The sequence below is a fragment of the Mesorhizobium sp. M1050 genome (genome assembly GCF_040318715.1).
GTDB lineage: Bacteria > Pseudomonadota > Alphaproteobacteria > Rhizobiales > Rhizobiaceae > Mesorhizobium.
The window spans coordinates 1-19,058 of record NZ_JAMYMV010000064.1 but is presented as its reverse complement, the minus strand read 5'-3'; the positions used below and the strand labels follow the sequence as shown (position 1 = coordinate 19,058).

Annotated in this window: 15 protein-coding genes and 3 pseudogenes; all 18 read right to left on the bottom strand. The window is 59.4% G+C overall.

Translation table 11 applies throughout. The features are described 5' to 3' along the window. Positions 1-169: 169 nt before the first annotated feature. A complete protein-coding gene (locus NKH57_RS26640) occupies positions 170-1,012 on the bottom strand; it encodes a 2OG-Fe(II)-dependent halogenase WelO5 family protein (RefSeq protein WP_352948741.1) in 843 nt (280 codons plus the stop codon). Further along, the gene (gene ectB / locus NKH57_RS26635; protein WP_352948738.1) at positions 1,002-2,261 is read right to left on the bottom strand and encodes a diaminobutyrate--2-oxoglutarate transaminase; all 1,260 of its coding nucleotides are present in this window, start codon (positions 2,259-2,261) and stop codon (positions 1,002-1,004) included. The genes NKH57_RS26640 and ectB overlap by 11 nt, the downstream gene beginning before the upstream one ends. Positions 2,262-3,488: 1,227 nt before the next feature. Further along, positions 3,489-4,500: pseudogene (locus tag NKH57_RS26630) on the bottom strand (1-aminocyclopropane-1-carboxylate deaminase). 322 nt (positions 4,501-4,822) lie between these two features. Then, positions 4,823-5,134 (bottom strand): exopolysaccharide production repressor protein, encoded by a 312-nt coding sequence (locus tag NKH57_RS26625; protein ID WP_352948766.1) that lies wholly within the window; start codon positions 5,132-5,134, stop codon positions 4,823-4,825. A gap of 34 nt (positions 5,135-5,168) precedes the next feature. Continuing rightward, entirely contained in the window at positions 5,169-5,483 is a 315-nt protein-coding gene (gene fdxB, locus NKH57_RS26620; protein ID WP_352948735.1) for a ferredoxin III, nif-specific, read from the bottom strand. Continuing rightward, positions 5,480-5,683, bottom strand: a complete 204-nt coding sequence (locus NKH57_RS26615; RefSeq protein ID WP_352948732.1) for a CCE_0567 family metalloprotein — start codon at positions 5,681-5,683, stop codon at positions 5,480-5,482. Before NKH57_RS26615 ends, fdxB begins: the two co-directional genes overlap by 4 nt. A 25-nt stretch (positions 5,684-5,708) precedes the next feature. After that, a pseudogene (locus NKH57_RS26610) lies at positions 5,709-6,174 on the bottom strand (NifX-associated nitrogen fixation protein). 334 nt (positions 6,175-6,508) lie between these two features. Beyond that, positions 6,509-7,678, bottom strand: coding sequence for a TlpA disulfide reductase family protein (locus NKH57_RS26605; protein ID WP_352948763.1), 1,170 nt, complete (start codon positions 7,676-7,678; stop codon positions 6,509-6,511). Between the two features lie 831 nt (positions 7,679-8,509). Beyond that, positions 8,510-9,397, bottom strand: coding sequence for a universal stress protein (locus tag NKH57_RS26600; protein ID WP_352948730.1), 888 nt, complete (start codon positions 9,395-9,397; stop codon positions 8,510-8,512). A 102-nt stretch (positions 9,398-9,499) separates the two neighbouring features. Continuing rightward, complete coding sequence (locus tag NKH57_RS26595; RefSeq protein WP_352948727.1) at positions 9,500-10,285, bottom strand: winged helix-turn-helix transcriptional regulator; 786 nt, start codon at positions 10,283-10,285, stop codon at positions 9,500-9,502. Between the two features lie 27 nt (positions 10,286-10,312). Further along, complete coding sequence (locus tag NKH57_RS26590) at positions 10,313-10,792, bottom strand: NifX-associated nitrogen fixation protein (RefSeq protein ID WP_352948724.1); 480 nt, start codon at positions 10,790-10,792, stop codon at positions 10,313-10,315. A gap of 16 nt (positions 10,793-10,808) precedes the next feature. Further along, positions 10,809-11,306, bottom strand: coding sequence for a nitrogen fixation protein NifX (gene nifX / locus NKH57_RS26585; RefSeq protein ID WP_352697328.1), 498 nt, complete (start codon positions 11,304-11,306; stop codon positions 10,809-10,811). Continuing rightward, a complete protein-coding gene (gene nifN, locus NKH57_RS26580) occupies positions 11,272-12,654 on the bottom strand; it encodes a nitrogenase iron-molybdenum cofactor biosynthesis protein NifN (protein ID WP_352948721.1) in 1,383 nt (460 codons plus the stop codon). The genes nifX and nifN overlap by 35 nt, the downstream gene beginning before the upstream one ends. A gap of 9 nt (positions 12,655-12,663) precedes the next feature. Further along, positions 12,664-14,154, bottom strand: a complete 1,491-nt coding sequence (gene nifE / locus NKH57_RS26575) for a nitrogenase iron-molybdenum cofactor biosynthesis protein NifE (protein WP_352948719.1) — start codon at positions 14,152-14,154, stop codon at positions 12,664-12,666. A gap of 56 nt (positions 14,155-14,210) precedes the next feature. Next, positions 14,211-15,752, bottom strand: coding sequence for a nitrogenase molybdenum-iron protein subunit beta (nifK, locus tag NKH57_RS26570; protein WP_352948716.1), 1,542 nt, complete (start codon positions 15,750-15,752; stop codon positions 14,211-14,213). A 123-nt stretch (positions 15,753-15,875) separates the two neighbouring features. After that, a complete protein-coding gene (nifD, locus tag NKH57_RS26565) occupies positions 15,876-17,378 on the bottom strand; it encodes a nitrogenase molybdenum-iron protein alpha chain (protein ID WP_352948714.1) in 1,503 nt (500 codons plus the stop codon). Positions 17,379-17,476: 98 nt separating this feature from the next. After that, entirely contained in the window at positions 17,477-18,370 is an 894-nt protein-coding gene (gene nifH, locus NKH57_RS26560) for a nitrogenase iron protein (RefSeq protein WP_023763052.1), read from the bottom strand. A 473-nt stretch (positions 18,371-18,843) separates the two neighbouring features. Then, positions 18,844-19,058, bottom strand: a pseudogene (locus NKH57_RS26555) (type II toxin-antitoxin system HipA family toxin); the annotation flags it as partial.

Here is a 19,058-nt window from a genome sequence, read left to right as displayed (position 1 = left end):
AGGCCGAATCGTCCGTCCGCAATTCAACTGCTGAGCCCATGGGCGACCCTCCTTCGCCCCAAAGGAATCGAAATTAGCCCGCGGAGGAATCTTAGCCGCGCAAGTCAGAAATCAGCTCCGCCGGTATTAACTGCCCGGGGGAAGCCGACCAGTCGCTGCCGCATCCGCTTCAGGTCCACCAGAGAACAAGATCCGGGCGAGCAAACCCGAAAAAGCTGTTCAGCACTAAGCGACGATTTCCCTTGCCTGATTGACCGGTGACCCCGTGAACGAAACCACCATCGATCAGGCCGATATCCCCCGCCCTGAGCTGGAAGTCACGACAAGGAACGTCCTCGAGATAGGCTGCCGAATAGGGATATCCCGTAGTCTCCACACCTTGAGACTTTCGGTCGGTAACGGTCGGCTTATGGCTCCAGAGCCGCAGATTGCCACCTTCCTCGGGCATGCTGGGATAGAAGTTGAGTGCTGCGACGGTGTTGTGCGCCACCGCAGAAAGCTCGTAATCGTTCCCAGCACATAACACTTGAGCGACATCGTCGTGGGGATCCAAGGAGAATGTGCCGCTGCCAGACCAACTGAGAGCGCGACAAACATTAGCCTGACCGTGCTCCGAACGGGCCAGCCGCAATTCAATGCCCTGTTTGCGAAGCTCGCGCTTCAACGCGTCGAACAATGCTCGGACCGGATCAACCAGATTCTCAAAAAGGGCGTCGACGTACGGTCGCGCAGTTTCCGCCTCTGCGAAATAGGTGGGTGCATCCTTCCTGTAGTGGGATGCGCCGACATATTGTCCGGGGACGCCATCCTTACGCTCCTTGAGACCGGGACTGCCACTGAAGTTCGCGGTGATCTCCTCGGCTATTTCGGTGCTGAAAGCTTGCCTGATGTGCAGAGCCGTGATCTCACCTTTCAGCACTGAGATGATATCCGCAGTGCTGATCGAGCCCGTTCGTTCTCTGATCGCAACAGGCGAGGTGGCTGGGGCTTGGGATACTTGATTAGTCTCCATTGGCTTGCTCCTTTAGTGCGTGATCAAGGATGGCGATGCCATGATCGAGTTCGTCATCGGTGATGGTTATCGGTGGGAGGACTTTGATGACGTCGCGATTTGGTCCTGAAGATTCGATCAGCAGGCCATTTTCGAATGCGACATCGTGCACACGGCCGACAACGGCCTGCGAACGGCACTTGAGGCCGGCCATCAGACCGCGGCCGCGCTTTTGTTCGATGCACTTGGGAAATTTGGCAACAAGGCTGTCCAGGTGTCTTTGCAGTTTGGCGGCTGTCCGCTCAACGCCTGCAGTGAACTGCGTGTCGGACCACAGTTTGCACATCACCCCTGCAGTGACGAAGGCGAGATTGTTGCCTCTGAATGTCCCGCTATGTTCTCCGGGATTCCAAATGTCCAAGTCGGGGCGAATCAGAACGATCGAGAACGGACTACCTGATCCGCTGAGGGACTTTGAAAGGCATACGATGTCGGGATCGAGGTTCGCGAACTCGAATGAGAAGAACTCGCCCGTTCGGCCAGCACCAGCCTGAATATCGTCGACGATCAATACAACGCCATGTTTGCGGCAAATACGCTGGATTTCCGTCAGCCAAGCTGCTGTTGCGGCGTTCATGCCGCCTTCTGCCTGAATGGTCTCCAGAATGATTGCCGCGGGCTTTTCTATCCCGCTTCCCGGGTCGCCCAGTAAGGAGTTTATGTAACTCGCGGAATCGAAATCTTGGTTCGGGTATCCGTCATAAGGGACACGGATTACATCGTGGCGAGCAACACCGCCCAATTCCCGGGTCGACGCCGAACCGGAGACCGCCAGAGAGCCGAGCGACATACCATGGAACGCATTCGTGAATGCCATGACGCTTGAGCGGCCGGTATACTTTCGCGCGAGGGCCAGCGCCGCCTCGTTCGCGTTTGTGCCGGTCGGCCCAGGAAATTGGATTTTGTAAGAAAGGCCTCTGGGCTTAAGGATCGAATCCACAAACGCTTCAATGAAGTCACGCTTTGCCGCTGTATACATGTCTAGGGATAGGAGAATGTTCTCGCCAGCCATATATTCGATTGCCGGTGCAATAATGTCCGGGTTGTTGTGTCCGTAGTTGAGTGCGCCCGACCCTACAAGGAAATCGATATATGGGTTACCGGCTTCGTCCCAGATTGTCGCCCCGAGTGCTCTCGTAAAGACTGTGGGAAACGACCGCCCATAGCGACGAACGTTAGACTCATGAGCCGTAAAAACGTCGGTGTTCATTTCAGGTCCCTCCGCATGTCCGCGTCGCGTTCAACGAGAAAGTGATCAAATGCGTTTGGTTGGTTGCGGTTGTTTTCAGTTTCACTAGAAGATCGGAACGGTCCCGGCGGAACTTTGGACGGTCGTGACTTCCCAGGAATGTGTTCGTAATACTGACACGCTCCTCAAAAGGTCCGCGACAAAAGGGAGACCGGACTCGCGCGGCAGCTCTGCTGCACTGCCGCACTTCGGAACATACCGTAGTCACGTTGCTCTGCACGGCGATATCTCTCGTCTTTGCGTCGGAACGAACTCAGTTGTAGAGTTTTCGGGGAGGCGTCGATACTACAGCATCTGGTAGTTGACGCGCCTGCTTGTACCCGGCGAAACGCCCTGCTTAATCCTATCAAGCTCAGCGCTAGCACCGGCTCACGTGTGACAGGCGCTTCTGCCATGCAGCGCATGCTAAGGTGTTGCAGGCCGCTTCGGCAGCAACACGAACCATGGTTCCCCGGCTGGTGGTATAGTTCGGCGGTAGCGAAGCCGCCCGCGAGCGCGGCCTCAGCAGCGCTGTAGCGAGCGAGCGGCGTAGCGGCGATGATCGGCGTTCTTCGATCTCGGCCGCTTTCGGACCGCTTCTGAAGCGGTCGACCAACTCTGCCTGGATGAGGATCAGGGTATCGAAAGCCGACAGCGGAGGATATTACACTCTGCATGTGGGACCAGACTAAGCCGGTTCTCCCCCTTTTAGGCAAACAAAAATTTACCAGACAGCTTCGTGCTGGGAGATGCGACCACAGGATGTGTCGAAGCCGCGTAAAAATAAGGGACTAGACTCCATCGACCGGGTCCACGCGAGGCCCCCCTTATGCAGTCTCAAGAGCGATCGAATCGACAGGTCGTGTCCCATCAGGTGGTGTAGCTCGGCGGTAGCGAAGCCGCTCACGAGCGCGCCGTTTACGCAACAAGTTAATTTTCTTAATTATGCTTAACGTTATTTATAAGCCAGCAAGGTGTTGAAGTATTTATTCGTATACTGTGTCCATAAACTAGCATTCTAACATTTCGCGCTAAACACTCAACGAATTTTCGACTTGGAAAATATCCATCGATCAGAATTTCCAAATGAACTCAGCCAGCTTCGCGTTGGGCGGCCTCAACCGCCGGCTCGTCGGTTTGCTGGGCGGCCCTGACCTACTTTGGGTGCATCCGGCACGGCAGGACGGTGAAATCGCAATCTGTCGAGCGTCAGCCGTTGCGGAAGGTGTAGCTGTACCCGTTGATGGCCGGCCCGCCGCCGAGATGCGCGTAGAGCACCCTCGATCCCTCTGAAAAGAAGCCTTTCTGGACGAGGTCGATCATCCCTTGCATCGATTTGCCCTCGTAGACGGGATTGGGAATTATACCCTCGAGCCGCGCACACAGGCGGATGGCCTCCTTGGTTTCCTCGGACGGAAGGCGGTAACAAGGAGACGCGTAGCCATCGAGCAACACCACGTCATCCTCGACGATTTCTGTGCTATGCTTGACGAGCTTCGCAGTATCTCGGGCAATGTTTAGCACCTGCGCTTTGGTCTGGGCGGGGGTGGCGGAGGCATCGATGCCGATCACGTTGCGCTGCCGACCGTCCTTGGCAAATCCGACGACCATGCCGGCATGCGTCGAGCCCGTGACCGTGCAAACGATGATGTAGTCGAAGGCAACCCAAGCTGTTTCTCCTGGGCGCGCACCTCCTCCGCGAAGCCGACGTACCCAAGGCCGCCATATTGTGAACTGAGGCCCCCGCCGATATCGCGTAAGGCCTGCCACCCCTTGACTTGATCTCATCGAGCGCCTGTTCCCAACTGGGGCGGATGCCGATGTCAAAGCTCTCGCCGACCAGGCGCACCTCTGCTCCCATGATGCGGCTCAAGAGAATATTGCCAACCCGGTCGTAGACGGCATCCTCATGGGGAACCCAGCTCTCCTGAACCAGTAGACATTTCATGCCGATCTTGGCGGCGACCGCGGCGACCATGCGCGTATGGTTGGACTGGACGCCGCCGACGGTCACGAGCGTATCGGCATTTGACTCGATCGCGTCGGGGATGATGTATTCGAGCTTGCGCAGCTTGTTTCCGCCGAACGCGAGACCGGAGTTGCAGTCCTCGCGTTTGGCGTAGATTTCCACCCTGCCCCCCAGATGCTTGGAGAGGCGGTCGAGCTTCTCGATGGGCGTGGGTCCAAAGGTGAGCGGGTAGCGTTCGAAGTTTTCCAGCATTTTCTCTCCGGCCAACACGCGATGGAGCTGAATGAGCCATTCACGATTCATCTAGAGGCGTCTTTGATTTGACGTATCTGCATTTTCCGGCGCCAGAAGAGTCCCATTTACGATTTCCAGCGCCTCGTTCGTCATTGAGAGCTGCAACCGCACGCCAGCCTGCGAGAGAACCAATGCGTATGGGATGAGAACTGCATCTCCTGGATTCACTACAATAACCGTTGCGGTCACCAACTCAAGCACAGTATTCCTTCTAATATCTGCTCAATGTTTGTGTTGGTCCAAAGTTTGCCAGCTTGAGCACTGACCTTGTCACGGCGCCTCAAGGCAGCAGCAGCGATATGGCCAGCATTTGATCGCGCTGGAGCAAATTTGCGGATTCATTCGTAACCTCATCAAGGTCTGGCGGCTCGGACCCGACTTCCTTGCAACTGTCGAAATGCTCAGCCCTTTGGCCAGCTGAGCTAACGCAGCCAGACCGCCAGGTCAGAAAGAGCACGCTTGCGAAATACCCCAGCTGAAGGACCAGCGAACAAGCCAGGGTCGTGACGACTACTGTGCCGATGGAATGAGATGCGAAGTAGACAGTCAGCGCGGTGCTGCACAGCACCACCCCCAGGACTCGACAAAACATTCTAAAGGGCAACGCCGTTCTCCTTCTCCTCAGATCATGCTGCGACCTGGTCGGCCGCAACATGGGTCTGGCAGTTCTTCGGGCAGACGCGGCCGCAGGCTCCGCAGCCAATGCAGCGGCCGGCATGATCGACGACCATGATCATGCGATTGAGCTCGCCATCGAAATCGTCATCCTCGTCGCAGGCGCCGAGGATTTCACCCGCGTCATCGACGCCGTAAAGATGCATGACCTCGCGCGAGCAGACTTTGAAACAGCGGCCGCAGCCGATGCAGGTCGTGCCGTCTATAGCGGTGAGATATTCCGGCATCCATCCGGAGCCGTCGCGGGTAGTGAATGTGCTCCTCATCGTAACTTCTTCATTGCAGCGAGCTCTCTCTTGGCACCATCCAACTCGGCAAAAACTGCCGACGTTTCCGCGGCAACTTCCTCTATCTCCGTCCATTTTCCCGGGAGATTCTCTGCAAGGTCGCGCAATTTCATCTTGGCAACTCCCGCGCGCAGCTGAAGCTTTCGGAATTTCTTCCCCAGCTCATCTAGCTTTGACATAGATCCTCCCTCGAAGTCGGTTTCTTCACGTCCGTGCCACGTCGGGATAGGCTTCAATGCTGCAGTCGCATCGTCGACCAAGTTCGTACCGGCCTCCGCGAGCTTCCTGACGTCTCGAAGCCGAACCGGTGGATGTCTCGACAGAGCGGCCAAGCGCCCGGCCGTGAAAAGCAAGTCCGAAGCCCCATGGGTTTCATCTCCATCGTTGGCGATGTCATCAGGCCGGAGCGTTCCTCGATCCAAAGCCCGACGGCCGTGTAGAACATATCGAGCCTCCACAGCACGTCCGGATCGGGATCGCCGATGATGGGGATCGCACGGCGCTGTTTTCTGGTGATGATGAAGTCGCCTAGCAGTTCGGCGTCGGATTTGCCTTCCCGTGACCCGGAGGCATCCTGAGCACGGATCAGCCGCACGAGGCATCTCGCAAAAGGCAAGGCAAGGGCCGCCTCGTCCTCGTTGACAGCCACGCTGACCGCGGCATCAGACATTTCGCCTTCTCCTCATTTCAGTCCTCTTCCTCGAAGCACGACGTCTGTTTTCTGGGACGCCTACTTCGGGCACACTTGCGCAGCCGACGCCCGGCTCGGCGCCGCTGATTCCACGCAATTGATGTCCCTCGGTCCGACCTTGAACACGTCCTCGACTGCGAAGTCTTCCACGCGAATTCGCGTCGAACATCGCTTCCGCCGCCATGCGGCCCGAGGCCATGAAGATTCGAGCCTCGATCCTGCTGCAAAGGTTCGACCACGTGCTGCATGGACCCTCCTTGCTGCGGTCACGCCAAGGAAATGGACGAATTGGCCAGTAAGCCATTTCGACCAATTACCCTTTTTTATCTTTCCTCCTCGGCCGACCGCGCTTTGGCACCTTCGGGAAATTGTTTTGCGGAGCCGCAAAGAGAGCGCCGCAACACGCCTTCGCACCCCTGTACTTGGCGAGGGCCTGCAGCAAATCCGGCAGATGCTGCTCTTTCACTTCGGCCGGGATAGGGTCCGGACCGTCTAGCGACGTCAGTGCCAGTTCGACCAACTCGATCGCGCGATCATTGTTGCCGTTCTTATGATAGTATCGGGCGACCGCGGGATAGGACCGGAACTTAGGACTGTCGCCTTGCGGGGGATTCAGCGCCAGGATGTGTTCGGACAGCTCCTTGCCCATCGCAAAGCGCTCAGCAGAAGGAAGGCGCGAATGGTCATTGGCCGGATGGAAAAGTTGGTCTAGCGCGGAAACCATCCAATCCTCGGAATTTTTGTCGATCGCGTCGCGAACCAATTCGCGCATCACGGGCAAACCGGTCCACATGTCTTGAATTTTGTGAAGCAACAGGTGTGCATGAGCCAGGCGGAAATTGAGGTCGTCCGGCATCAAGGCAATGCCCTCTTCGATCGCCCAGAGCGCCGTCTTCCAATCTTCCAACTTCACCGCCGCCCAGAACCTGTCATCGATCGGCTTCTTCAACGCTTGTTCGCGCGCCAGGGGTTCGCTTGTGGCGATCCGCTCATGATCGGCGGCTTTCGCCTTCTTGCTGGTACGCCAGCTGCCGTTGAGCACTTTCGGCAAAACCTCACCGAGTTGGCTCGGATGACCGATAAAGGCGATGCAGCCGTCTCGGTCGACCACGAACGAGGTCGGAACCCCGACGCAAAAGCTGGGTTCCCTCCAAAGCTTCTTCATTTCGCCTGTGAAGTCGAACGCAATCCGATGATTCAGATCCGGGCACTTTTCGGCCAACCACGCGTCCAACTTGGTCCGGGCCTCGACGGCCGTTGGAGCGTCTTCATCAGCCGCGATCCCGACGACCTCAAGTCCGCTGTCCTTGTATTTCTCCTGTAGCCGCATCAGCTCGAGCATCTCCGCCGCACATAGTTCGCACCAAGTTGCCCAAAATTCGACGATATAGACTTTGCCGGGCTGGAAGTCCGCAAGGGGCTCGCCACGCAGCCAGTCCTCCACTTTGATCGAAGGAGCCGGAGACCCCATCCGCAACATCATCTTGCCCTCCAAAGCTGTTGCCAAAGGTTGCGTGACCTTATGCGCAAGCTTGTTCCCTCTTTGAGACGGGGCACGAGGGTTCAGCGAAGAGAGACCATCGCTCGTCTTGCGCATCTACGTGCAGTCAGCCTTCACTCAGTCTTGCTGAATCTCAATTCGCAAAGGCCGTGCCAACGCGCTCAGCGTGCGGTAAACGCTTGATAATATTAAAAAAGCTTCCGGGGGCGCCGAGATAGGCGGTTGTATTAGTCGCGACATGTTTTCTGCCACTGTCAGGTCTTGGACACGCATCACCCGCTTCCCGTCGGCACAGAAGCGTGGCCACGGACGTCTCGACATAGGGACGAACAGATGCATGACCGTTGGCTACCGCCAGCCTCATCATCATCGTCCCGCCGCAAGCCTTGCTTTAGCTTCTTGCCGTTTCGGTCGCTCAGGTGGTAGCGCAACGCCATTGCGATTGCAGGCTGTGCCGTGTTCCGTTCCCGGCCAGTGGTGAAGGAAATCGTGATAACGCCAATACGATGAGGCTACGGTCCGAACGCGGCCTGCCGCGCTGAAACGACTCTCTTTCTCGACCTGACGCCGGCTTTTGAGCGCATTGAGGACGCCTGGGCTTCTGCCCGGCCGTTTGTCTGCGCGTTACGGGTCGGCGAGCAGACACCGAGCGCGTTAGAGGCGTCCGGGGAATATTCTTCGCGACGGCGCTTGCAAGTTGCTCATGAGCTTCGCGAAATTTGCTCGTTTGCGGCGACCTTTCTCCGACTTCGCATCAGGTAGGTGACCAGGGGAGTCGAGCTTGGAACAGCATCGGTGCTACTTCAGAACCCGTCAGCGAGCCAAAAACAGCGGCAATGGCGGCTTGCCAACTATCCATCTTGTCACGCCACCGAAGAGCCGCTCGCGCAGCCGGCGGCTGCCATAAGCGCCCATGACGATCAGGTCGGCAGACGTGTCGATTGCGTGCTGCGCTAGCACCGTGGCCACCGGGTTGCCGCGGCTCGCCAGCCGATCGACCGACACCCGAGCACCGTGCCGAGTGAGATAGGCAGCGATGTCGGCTCCCGGCTCGGCGCCGTTTCCGGTGCAGGTCGCCTCCGGATCGACGAGTGCGACACGCACTTCCTCAGCACCGGATAGCAGATCCAGCGCTTCCCGAACCGAACGGGACGCCTCGACTCGCGAATCCCAGCCGACCAGAACGCGCCGTGGAGACAGAGTCGCCTCAGCGCCCTCTGGCACGACAAGAACCGGCTTTCCGGTGTCGAACAGGCTGCCGTTGATAACAAGGGGACCGACGTTAATGTCGTTCAGAAGTGCGGGGCCCACGATTGTCAGGTCGGTGCATATCGCCCGCTGTCGCACCGCGTCACCGATGCTGGCCTGATCGCAGTTGGCAATATCGACATCATAGCACCGCCAGGTGGCTCTCAGCAGTTTGTGAATTTCCTTGGATGTTTTTTCCCAACTGGCCGTGTCCTGTGAAAATCTCTCGATTTGCCTGTACCGTTTTTCCAGTGCGGCAATGGCGTGGGCGCGTTGTCTGGGCCATTCGGGGATGCCATCACCCAGCGGCGGAGGCGACATAACGAGAGGCGGAGGCGACATAATCAGGACGGACAAATGTGCGCCGACCTCGGCGCACAAGCTCGCAGCTGTTCTGACGTCGCGATCGGAGTGGTCAGCTCCCGCTACACTGAGTAGGCTTTTGAAGGCCATCTGACTGCTTCCCCCTGAGTATGTCGCGCCCGTAGCGCGTTTCGAAGCCGCAAGACTTGCCTTCCAACTAAGATGGAGAGTGGCACACCATCCGTTCGCTATTCAGTCGTCCGGCTTCTCGAGCGAGTAGCCGGCAGACCTGACAGTACGAATGACGCTACCTGGCGAGGCCGCCTTCAGCGCCTTTCTGATCCGGCTGATATGTACGTCGACAGTGCGTTCACCGACATGGATATTGTCCGGCCAGGCCGCGTCGATCAGCTCGTCTCGGCTGAAGACCTTGCCGGGAGCCTGAAGAAATTGCCGCAGCAGGTTGAATTCGAGAGGTCCGAGATGGATGTCGTGGCCATTACCTCGAACCCGGTGAGCATCGAGCTTCATCTCAAGGCTGCCGCAAGAGAGCCAGCTGCCGTTTTTTATCCCGTTTGAACCCGGCTGTGGCAGCGCCAGCTTCGTGCGTAGACAGTCAAGCAGCTTGGCCGGCGCGAAGGGCCGCACAAAGCTCTCGTCAATCCCTGCCTTCAAGAGATCGAGGTGCTGGTTCTCGGCGCCGGGCGCGATCAACGCAACGACGGGCAGGCGGCCGGTCCGGGGCTCCCCCTTGAACCGGGCGCAGATTGTGGAGCCTGCCGCGCTTGCTGGCCCGCAGTCCAGGACAACCGCCTGGAGCTCCCGTTGATCGGCCAATGCAAGTGCTTCCTTAACGCCTCCTGCCGGCTCACTCGTGAAGCCGTCCACCCCCAGAATGTGGCTGAGGAACAGATACAGCTCCGCATCTTGCGAACAGATCAGGACCACTGGCTTCATCAGCGCTACCCCAAGAACCATATCGGCCTCGACCGCCTCGATTGAGAGGGCTGGCCATCGCATGTCCTCAAGGCCTGACATGATCCCCTCGATCGAAAATCGGTTCCATCACGCCCGTGCCACCTCGGGATAAGCCTCAATGGCTGCGGTGGCATCGCCGGCCAGTTGGGTACCGGCCGCGGCGAGTTTCCAGAACGTCTCGAAGCCGAACCGATGGACGTCGCGCAGGGTCTTCGACAGAACGACCAGTCGCCCAGCCGTGAAGAGCACGCGCCCGAAGCCCTCGTGGCTCATCTCCATCATCGGCGATGCCATCAGGCCGGAGCGTTCCTCAATCGCAAGCCCGACGGCGGTGTAGAACTTATCGAGCCTCCACAGCACATCCGGATCGGGATCGCCGATGATCGGAATTGCACGGCGCTGTTGCCTGGTGATAATGAAGTCGCCCAGCAGCTCGGCGTCCGATTTGCCTTCCCAAGACCCGTGGGAATCATGGGCTCGGACCAGCCGCACGAGGCATTTGACGAACGGGGTGGCAAGGGCCGCCTCGTCCTCGGTGGCCGCAGGGCTAACCTCGGCATCAGACATTTCGCCACTCCTCGTTTCACTGCTCGTCTTCGAAGGACGGTTTCTGTTTGCCGACACCTGCCTGTGCCAGCACTTTGCGCAGCCAGGGGGGAGGACACGTCCTGAGCATCATCTGCGTGCGCAACAGCACCTCTTGAATAGTTTCGGGCTGCGGCACTTTGATCGGATGAATTTTTGCTGAAACAAGTTTGGCTGCCGAAGGTCCGCCGATCGCCAGACAAAACAGGAGATGACAGCCCTTCAGCGCCTCCACCTTCGGCGTGATGCGGTCATCGCCCTCAGTTCGGTGCTTCCCGCTCTCGTCGGAAACGTCATCGAAGGCTACGGCTTCGATGAGATTCCACTCCTCGCGTCCCACGTCGTAGACAACAAAGCACCTGGCCGAACCGAAATGGGCGTTGAGGTTCTTCATGTCCTGGGTGGCGATCGCTACGCGCAATGCGCCGGCTTGCCGTTTCGGCGTCGGTGCGCGAACCTCGTCAGTGACGAGCGAGAGGCGACGAACGGAGCTCATCTGGGATTTCTCTCTTACGGAGTGGGTCAAGCGCCTCAGGCGTCGGCGCGTGCCGGTTGGCTTCAAAAATGTTGGCAACGTCGAAGATCAGGTCGCGGGTCCCCCGGTAGAGGATTGTGAGCTTGTGCTGGGCCCCGAGCCGGTCGAAGATCGGGAAGCCGACCCGCATGAGCGGAATGCCGAGGCGCTGCGCCGCCTGGCGGCCGTGGCAATGAGTGACGAGAAGATCGGCGCCGGCGCCAAGAGCTTCCAAATCGCCGAGGTCCCCAATTTGAACCGCCTGCGCCGGCACTTCCTCCAGAATTTTCGACATAGCGGCCGTTGTGACCGCCGCCGCGATTTCGGAGCCCATGCCGATGAAGAAGCTCGCGAGTTGGTAGAGTTGGTCTGGTTCAGCAGCGATCGCAATTTTCTTGCCTCCAAAATGGAAATGTCCGTCGAGCAACGCGTCCTGCAACTGCGCCCGCTGACGGCGCACCCCAGCCGGCGCCGCCGCGCCCGAAATCGCGCATAGCAGCGAGACGAACCGGTCGGCGTCCCTCAATCCAGTCAGCGACCGGAACAGCACGTAAGACACCCCGGTCAACCTCTGCAGCACCTCGGCCGGGCGGCGCATATGCTCACCGATCACGATGCATCGCTCGGCCGTGCCAAGCTCGCGGATATCCTCGACGCTGGTGCCGCCATAGGTGGTCGTGACCCAACGGTCGGGCACCGTACCGTCGAGCGAGCCGGAGACGTCCGGCAAAATCACCGGCTTCAGTCCAAAGCTCTCAACCATCTCACGCAAATGCTCGGTGTCAGCCACAGTGAGGTTCCAGCCAGGCAGGATCACGATCTTCTTCGATTGCCGCGCCTGCTCGCCGGGCCGTGTAATCCCTTCGATCATCGCGGTGACAGCCTTGGCCCAGCCCTCTTCGATCGCGCCGTCGAAATCCGGTGTGTTGGCTAGCACCACCTCCGTACCCGCGAGTTCTTCCCTGCGCTTCAGCCTGATATTGGCGATATCGCCTGCGCAGTTTTCGCCCCGGGTTTCCACCAGCGCCGTGGTGCAGACCCCGATCAGCGTTGGCTTTGTGCGGGCCTTGAGATTGAGGATCGCCTCTTCCAGATGGTCTGCCCCGCCGAGGATCGTCGCCACCTCGTCCATCGCCGTCGTCTGCAAGGGGATGGCTTCCTTGAAATGTCGCACGAAGAGCACGAGCGCGAAGCTGGTGCACCCCTGGCTGCCGTGGAACAATGGCATCGCGCCGTCAACGCCAAGAAAGGCCAAGGCGGCACCCAATGGCTGCGATAACTTCAGCGGATTGACCGCCGCCGCTTTGGTCTGGGGAAGGATGCGGACCATCGGCTCTCCTCAACACTCGCCGAAATTGCCGGCCGTCGTGCCGGCGATCTCCTGGACAACATGCAAGGTCGCGGTCTCGCTTTTCGTGCGCGGCAGTTCCTCCCTCACCGTAGGCTGGCAATCCCATGGTGCCGGCTCCCGTACCTGGCACCAGATCGGGTTATGAATGGCCAGGTCGATCTGGCGTACGAGTTCCACCATGCCGTCATACCCGGCGTAAGGGTGTTGGCGCTCCTGGTTGATATCGAGCCAGGGTGTCTTGGCCTTCAAGGCGATGAACTGCGTGCGCCCGCCCGACAGCATGATATCGGCCTTGTGTTCTGAGAGCATGGCGTAAAGCTCGCGCGGCGCCATCTGCTCGAACATGTGGTTGTCGTCCTTGAGGATCTGCTTGATGCGCTCCTTGTCTTCGACTGTGGATTTCTTCACCGAGGTGCCGACGATCTCCATGCCGATCTCCATCAGCGCATGGACGACCGACCAGGACTTCACGCCACCGGTGTTGAGCAGCACGCGCTTGCCTTCGAGCCTCGGCCGGTAGGCGGCCAGCTTCTTCCAAGCGATTGCCTCTTCCTCTGCAATCAATACCTCGGTGCGGCCGAGGATCTCCGGATCGGCGCCCTGCTTCACGAGCAGCTCAGCTATGTTCCGGAGTGCATCCGAGGTGTCGGTGATGCCGTAGAAGGAGCCTTCGAAGAACGGGATGTCCCAGCGCTCGTCCATCTTGCGGGCGAGATTGATGAGCGCGGTCGAGCACACCACCATAGCCGCCCGGGCGCGGTGCGCACAGGCAATGTCGACGTAACGCGCGTCACCCGGAATGCAGGCGCGCACCCGGATGCCGAGCCGATTCAGCAGCGGCTTCACCAGCCAGAATTCGCCCGAGAGGTTGAATTCGCCAAGGATGTTGATGTCGTAAGGGCCGGCATCGTCGGGCTCGAGCGTGCCGATGACATGCTCGAGCAACGCCTCGCCGGCAAGCTTGTTGCCGAGATTCTTGGAGCCAACGAAGCCCGGCGCATTGACCGGTACAACGGCCAAGCCGAACTTTTCCGCCGCGCGCTTGCAGACGGCCTCGATGTCGTCGCCGATCAGCGCCGTCACGCAGGTCGGATAAACGAAGATCGCCGGCGGCCCATACGCTTCCTTGATCTCGCGGATCGCTTTGAAAAGCTTCCGCTCGCCCTGCCCCATCACAACGTCGAGTTCGGTGAGGTCGGTCGTGAAGCTTGTGCGCCACAGGGTTGGCCCGGACGAAGCCGCACCGCGGTTGTCCCAGGAATTGCCCTCGCAGGCGAGCGGCGCATGGATCAAGTGCGCAACGTCGGTGATCGGCTGCAGCACGATCTTGGCGCCATCGAAGGCACAGCCGCCGGCCGCCGCCCCGGGGGTCAGTGGCTTCGAACAGCCCTCCTTGCGCGCCTTGGCATCCTTGCCGCGGTTCTTTTCGCAGGCAGGCTCGTTGAAGACATCCTGGATTTTGGCTCTGAGCAAGGACATTGCGCCGGTCTCCAAAGTCCCTCGGGAAGACGACCGGCCAAAGCCGACCGCCAGGCTTAGCGGGTGAGGTCATACGAATAGTCCGTCACGCCCGTCTGGCTTGTCTCGCTATCGAGCTTGTCGAAGATCTTGTCGAGGATCGCCGTCAGTACGCGCAGCCCGCCTTGGTAGCCCATAAGGGCAAAGCGATGGTGATGGTGGCGATCGAAGATCGGAAACGTCAGCCGGATCAGCGGCGTGCCCGTGTCGCGCTCCAGATACTTGCCATAGGAGTTGCCGATCAGCAGGTCCACCGGCTCGGTGAAGAGCAGCGAGCGCAATGCCCAGAGGTCCTTGCCCGCCCAGACTTGAGCACCCTTGCCGAAGGGCGATGATGCAAGCAGTTCCTTTAACTCCGCTTCCCACGCCGAGGTGCCGTTGGTGGCGAGGCAATGGCTCGGCTCGCCGCCCGTTTCCATGATGAAGCGGGCCATGCCGTAGACAAAGTCTGGATCGCCGTAGATGGCGTATTTCTTGCCGTGCAGCCAGGATTGACTGTCCGCCATGGCGTCAACCAGTCGGCCGCGCTCCAGGCGGATTGCCTCGGGGATTTGCTTGCCGGAAATCGCGGAGACCTCCATCAGGAAGTCGTCGGTCGCCTGGACGCCGAGCGGGTAATGAAACGAGGCAGTCGCCTGCCCTACCCCCTCGCAATACTCCAGTGTTTTTCGGGTGTTGTAATGCTGTAGCGAAAGTGTCGCCTCGGCGTTGAGTGCCTTTCTCGCGTCTTCAATCTTCGTGCCGCCGTCGTACATGCGGTATTCGCCGTCCGACGGCGTGTCGAACTGGTCAGAGGCGTCTTGGATGAAGGTATAGGAAACGCCTATCAGATCGAGCAGGCGCTTGAGTTCCCGGTTGTTGCCAACACAGAACCCGTCGAAGCCCGGAATGATGTTGATGGTTCCCTCGGCTTCCGTTCGCTCCTCGCCCTTCCAGAAATGCTCCAAAATGCCCTTGACCGCAACGTCATAGCCGTCGACATGGCTGCCGACAAAGGCCGGCGTGTGGGCGAAGGGCACGTCGAAGTCGCGCGGGACCGAGCCTTCGTCCCTGGCGTTCTCGATGAAGCTGTGCAGGTCGTCGCCAATGACCTCCGCCATACAAGTGGTCGAGACGGCGATCATCTTCGGGTCGTAAAGTTGGTACGTGTTGGCGAGCCCGTCGACCATGTTCTTCAGGCCGCCGAACACTGCCGCGTCCTCGGTCATCGAGGAGGAAACCGCCGAAGCAGGCTCCTTGAAATGGCGCGACAGGTGCGAGCGGTAATAGGCCACGCAGCCCTGGCTGCCGTGGACGAAGGACATGGTTCGCTCGAAGCCCGCGGCCGCGAACACCGCGCCGAGCGGCTGGCAGGCCTTGGCGGGGTTCACGACAAGCGCTTCGCGAGCAAGGTTCTTTTCGCGGTATTCCCACGTCTTGGTAAATTCGCGTTGGTCGGTAACGATCTGGTCCGGGTGCGGACATTCGAAATTCAGCCTCTTCTCGGCAAGCATCTGCCTGTATTCCGGCTCGCGGAACAGGGGCGCGTGGTCGAGAACTTTTTCAGCCGACTGCGGCATGGGTGGTTACCTCTTTCCATCTGGCCCGCCATAGGGCGGCACAGGGACGTCGAAACGTTTCAGGTCTCCCGCGGACAAAGACCACAGGCGTTCACGGCCTCCCGGCTTCCGGGAGGCCAGTTTTCATTCGGCTGCGATCGCCGCCGACGGCTCGGCTTTTTTCTTCCAGGGGGCGTCGTAGAGGTTCCAGACCGGGTTGTTGATGGCCAGATCCATATCGCGGGCGAAGATGGCGAAGCCGTCGTAGCCGTGATACGGGCCAGAATAATCCCAGGAATGCATTTGACGGAACGGTATGCCCATCTTCTGGACCGGGTACTTTTCTTTGATGCCGGAGCCCACGAGATCAGGACGGATCCCCTCGATGAACTTCTCCAGCTCGTAACCAGTCACGTCGTCATAGATCAGCGTTCCCTTCTTCACGTAGTGGCCGGTGCGCTGATAGTCGTCGTTATGGCCAAATTCGTAGCCAGTGCCGACGATCACCATGCCCAGGTCCTCATATGCCGTGACGACGTGACGGGGGCGCAGCCCGCCGACATAGAGCATCACCGTCCTGCCTTCGAGGCGCGGGCGGTACTTGGCTATGACCGCTTCGACCAACGGCCGGTATTTGGCGATGACCGCCTCGGCCTTGGCCTCGATTTCCGGCCCGAAGTGCTTGGCTATCTTGCGCAGAGAGGCTTCGGTCTGGGAGGGACCGAAGAAATTGTACTCCATCCAGGCGATGCCATACTTTTCCTCCATGTGCCGGCAGATGTAGTTCATCGACCTGTAGCAATGGATGAGATTTAGCTTCGCCTTTGGCGCACGCTCTATTTCGGCCAGCGTAGCGTCGCCCGACCAGTTGCCGACCACGCGCAGGCCCATCTCCTCGAGCAGGATGCGCGAAGCCCAGGCGTCGCCGCCGATGTTGTAGTCGCCGACCACATTGACATCGTACGGGCCGGCGTCGAACTCGAGGTCCTTCTTCTCGAACACCCAGTCGCGGATCGCGTCGTTGGCGATGTGGTGGCCGAGGGATTGCGAGACGCCGCGGAAGCCCTCGCAGCGCACCGGCACGATTGTCTTCTCGTGCTCCTTGGCCTTGTTGCGGGACACAGCTTCGGTGTCGTCGCCAATCAGTCCGATCGGGCACTCGGATTGCACAGTCATGCCCTTGTTCAGCGGAAACAGTTCCTCGATCTCGTCGATGATCCCTTCCAGCTTCTTGTCGCCGCCGAAAACAATGTCCTTCTCCTGGAAATCGGAGGTGAACTGCATCGTGACGAACGTGTCGATGCCGGTCGTGCCGACGTAGTAGTTGCGGCGTTGAGACCAGGAATATTGCCCACAGCCGACCGGCCCGTGCGAGATATGGACCATATCCTTGACTGGACCCCACACCACGCCTTTCGAGCCGGCATAGGCGCAGCCGCGAATCGTCATCACGCCGGGGATGGACTTGATGTTCGATTTGACATCGCATTCGGAAAGGACCTCGCTTTCGTCGCCAGCCTCATCGCCGCTCTTTGCGACGCTGAGGTGCTTTTTGCGGCGCTTCGCTGACTTGTCAGGATATTGCGACAGCACCTCCTCGATAAGCTTCGCATGGAGGGCACCGTCATTCTCGTATTCCAGGCTCATGGGACCCCTTTCAAGGTTCAGGGTGACGCCTCACCGACAAGGCGCCGTTCTTTGAAAGGCGCACCAGGTAAGGCGGCGCCTCATGTCGGCAGCAGTCGCTACTGTGCGGCAGTCTTGGCCGCTTCCTTGACCTGAAGCTCGGCAAGCATCTGCTCGTCGGTCTTCATGATGCCGAAGTCGAGCAGCATGTCCTCGAGCTCCTCCATGGTGATCGGGGTCGGGATGGTGCCCTGGCCCGAATTCCCGTGAATCTTCTCGGCCAGCGCCCTGTATTCCCCGGCCTGCTTCGAGTCCGGCGCATACTGGATCACAGACATCTTCCTGAGCTCGGCGTGCTGGACGATGTTGTCGCGCGGCACGAAGTGGATAAGCTTGGAATTGAGCCTGGAAGCCAGCGCTTCGGCGAGGTCGAGCTCGCGGTCGGTTTGGCGCTCGTTACAGATCAGGCCACCTAGCCGCACGCCGCCCGAATGGGCGTATTTCAGGATGCCCTTGGCGATGTTGTTGGCGGCATAGAGCGCCATCATCTCGCCGGACATGACGATATAGATTTCCTGGGCCTTGTTCTCGCGGATCGGCATCGCGAAACCGCCACACACCACATCCCCGAGCACGTCGTAGGAGACATAGTCGACATCGTCGTAGGCGCCGTTCTCCTCGAGGAAGTTGATCGAGGTGATCACGCCGCGGCCGGCGCAGCCGACACCTGGCTCGGGTCCGCCCGACTCCACGCATTTGATGCCTTTGTAGCCGACCTTGAGCACGTCCGCGAGTTCCAGGTCTTCCACCGAACCTTCCTCTGCCGCGAGATGCAGGACCGTATCCTGCGCCTTCGCGTTCAGGATCAGGCGGGTGGAGTCGGCTTTGGGGTCGCAGCCGACGATGAGGATTCTCTGCCCGAGGTCGACCAGGGCGGCGAGCGTATTTTGGGAGGTGGTGGACTTGCCGATGCCGCCCTTGCCGTAAAAGGCGATCTGACGCAAACCTGACATGTAGCTTTCCTTCCTTCGTTCCCATTCATCGCGGCTGCCGCGACTTGAATGCCGGTCGGGCAGCTGTAGCCGCCTCGCACCTAAGGATCTCAAGACTCATGCCAATTTGGCTGATCCAACCGAAGAATAATTTCATGGTTGCTTTTCAGGGGTTTAGGTTGAGTTCCAAGAAAGGATCGTCGGAACAGCCCGTGTAGCGGACGCGACATTGGCGACACAAAGCGTCGGATCGCGATCCTCAGTCACCGCATTCGGTTGAACCGCATCGTTGTATTGAGGTGGACGAACAGCATCTCGACCCTCTGCGGGATGCTGCGAACTCTTCTGTGCCCGCGAGCTGACGTGCTTGCTCAACGCGTGTCCAAGTGGACACTCCGCCGACTTTGCGCGCGATCCTAGCATACCACCGATCCACGGCCACTAATCCCGGGCACGGGCGAATAGTTCCGCTATATCAACCCGAGGGACTCGGTTCACTTCTCGGCGCAGGAGTTCAGTATTGGCGTCATCGCCTTCACATGCTCGTCGATCCGCTCGAGCACCTTTGCCGGGATCACGTCGCGCTCAGGCAGACGCAACCAGTGCTCGTTGACGAGTTCGACAGTCTCGACCACTGCCTTCAGGACTGCCGGCTCCGGAAGCCTTGCACGGTTCGCAAATGCCTTCCATCGCGGTGCTGCTAGCGCCT